Raw genomic sequence first — 2,452 nt, forward strand, 5'->3', positions numbered from 1 at the left:
GGAGGCGCCTGCTTATTTTTTGCAGATGGTGCGGCTGCTGGTAGTAGAGCTGTTATATGAAATTAACCGCGCACATGAAAGGGCACTGCAGCAGCCTACCAAACCGGCAGGCCGGCCTTTACAGCTGGTAGCTGCGTTTAAGAAGCTGGTGGAAGCGCACTTTTTAACCATCCGTACCGTGCAGCAGTACGCCGACCTGCTGCACGTATCTGCCAAACACCTGAGCGAGCAGGTGAAACATGCTACCGGCGAAAATGCCCTGACGATCATACACCAGCGGATATTCCGGGAGGCGGAGTATTTATTGCATACCTCCGATCACAGTATCAAGGAAATTGCGGATCAGCTGAACTTTGATACCAGCTCGCACTTTAGCCGGTTCTTTAAACATTTTGCGGGGGTGAACCCGTCTGCTTTCCTGGTGAAGAAGGTAGGGAGCGGGACACGGGAAGGACTACAGAAACAGTAGCTATGCACCTGAACAGGACCTGAAGGGGACCAGGATGGAGAACGCTTTTACCCCTTAGGTTACCCTGGGATTTTCATGAGAAGGACACGGGAGACAGCGTTGGGGATTAGGGATGGGAGGCTGATGGAGATGGGAGCTACATGGTATTTTGCGGGTAATACCAGGACCAGCTCCGGAAGAAACGTCCGGTAGGGTGCGGAGGCTACATGGCATTTTGTAGGGTAATACCAGGTGCATGAAGGGATATCTGGGATTTACCTGGTATTTTGAAGTGTAATGCTAAACACTCGTTATCCTGTGCCTGGAAAACTATGCAGGGGAAGCCAGGATTGCCTGGTAGTAGCTGGCCGTTGTGCCGCAGGCGGTTACTACGACCTGGTGTTCAATGCTGCTTAAATATTTGAATGGAGATTCCAGGATGGCCATTTTTTCAGGCTGCCTGCGTTTATTACGACCCGGTGTTCAATGCTGCTTAAATATTGGGATGGGTACTCCCGGATAGCATTTCTTCAGCCCTCCTGCCTGTTCAAAAACGATCAAATGTGATCAAAAGTGATCAAAACGTTCACTTCATTTGGGTGGTATACCCTCTGCCTATAGCTTTGCTTCCGGACCCTTTAAATCATGCTTTTATGGGAAAACAAGTCGGCCCTCCATACATTACCGGGCGCGTAGGCGATCTATGTTACTATAAACTGAATGGCCAATACTATGTTCGCAAGCAAAGCTCATTGACCCGTAAACGGGTGAAAAGAGGCCGCGCTTTTCAACGTACCATGCAGTATGCCGCCTGGCTGGCGCAGGCCTCTAAAATAGCGGCAGGCGTGTACCGGCTAATGCCACGGGAAACGCGGCAGGTAAGCCAGTACAGGGCTATGACCGGCGAAGGGATTGTGCTGCTGAAGGCCGGGATGGCGGCGTCTGAGATACAGGAGCGGTTGATGGCAGTGTATTTGAGTGGTGGGTAGATTGTGCTTGCTGAAGGCTGAGGTGACGGTGCCGGAGATGCAGGCGCGGTTGATGGCGGTGTATTTGAGTTGCGGGTAGATTGTGCTTGCTGAAAGCTGAGGTGACAGTGTACCTGGCCGGTGGTTAGGCCGCCAAATAGCGTATTCCGGAAAATTGGTTCTATTATCCTCCTTATTGGCATTGTGCAGTCTTTTAAGCCGTCCTAATTTTGTCCTATCAAACGATCAACTAATACACGTTTCGTAAGTATTAAAACCAACAGAAGATGAAAAAGACAATTAAGACAGGCATTATGGGACTGCTCCTTTTAACAGGTTTAACCCTTTCTTCCAAAGCACAGGATGCCTCCAAAAAAGTAACTGCTGAAAGGCCTGCTTTTCTTTTAAGCGTAGGCCCGGAAGCTAATTTACCCTTAGGTGATTTTAAAGATGCTTATGACTGGTCTATCGGTGGTTCTGTACAGGGCGATTATGCTATCCTGAAAAGGGATCTGTACGTTACCTTAAATGCCGGTTATTCTGACTTTATGGCCAAAGACATTGCCGGTTTTTCTGCCAAAGACCTGCAGTTAATTCCGGTGAAAGCGGGTTTGAAATATTACCCGGTAAGTAATTTTTATGTACAGGCACAGGCGGGCGCTGTTTTCATAGCTAATAAGAGCGATGTGCTGGCAGATAAATCTGCAGCCTTTGCTTACTCTCCGCAAGTGGGTTACCTGTTCCATTTAGGCAATGGCAGCTACCTGGATGCAGGTGTGAAGTTTGAAGGTTACAGCAAATTTGCTGACGGCGGTTCTTCCAATAATGTAATAGGACTGCGTGTGGCTTATGCCTTCGGTTTATAAGTATTTCATAGGGGTTTTAAAAATAGGTTAAGGAAAAATAAATGCCTCCGGTGCTTGCCTCCGGGGGCGTTTTTTTTGGGGGGGGAAAAGAGATTAAGGTGAGAAATGTTATAAAAGTTTTGGGGATTTGGAGAAGGGCAATTAGGTTCGGGTTCGATGTTCATGTAGTG

General features: G+C 48.4%; 3 protein-coding genes. All 3 read left to right on the top strand.

Annotated features, from left to right (window positions below; all coding sequences use genetic code 11):
* The coding region (locus VIM87_RS15595) for a helix-turn-helix domain-containing protein (protein ID WP_331997888.1) at positions 1-469 on the top strand (469 nt) is incomplete at its 5' end.
* 632 nt (positions 470-1,101) lie between these two features.
* Positions 1,102-1,437: a hypothetical protein gene (locus VIM87_RS15600; RefSeq protein WP_331997889.1), complete on the top strand. Its 336-nt coding sequence runs from the start codon at positions 1,102-1,104 to the stop codon at positions 1,435-1,437.
* A 266-nt stretch (positions 1,438-1,703) separates the two neighbouring features.
* Positions 1,704-2,282, top strand: coding sequence for an outer membrane beta-barrel protein (locus tag VIM87_RS15605; RefSeq protein ID WP_217605256.1), 579 nt, complete (start codon positions 1,704-1,706; stop codon positions 2,280-2,282).
* Positions 2,283-2,452 lie beyond the last annotated feature (170 nt).

The sequence above is a fragment of the Chitinophaga sp. genome (assembly GCF_036569125.1).
Taxonomy (GTDB): domain Bacteria; phylum Bacteroidota; class Bacteroidia; order Chitinophagales; family Chitinophagaceae; genus Chitinophaga.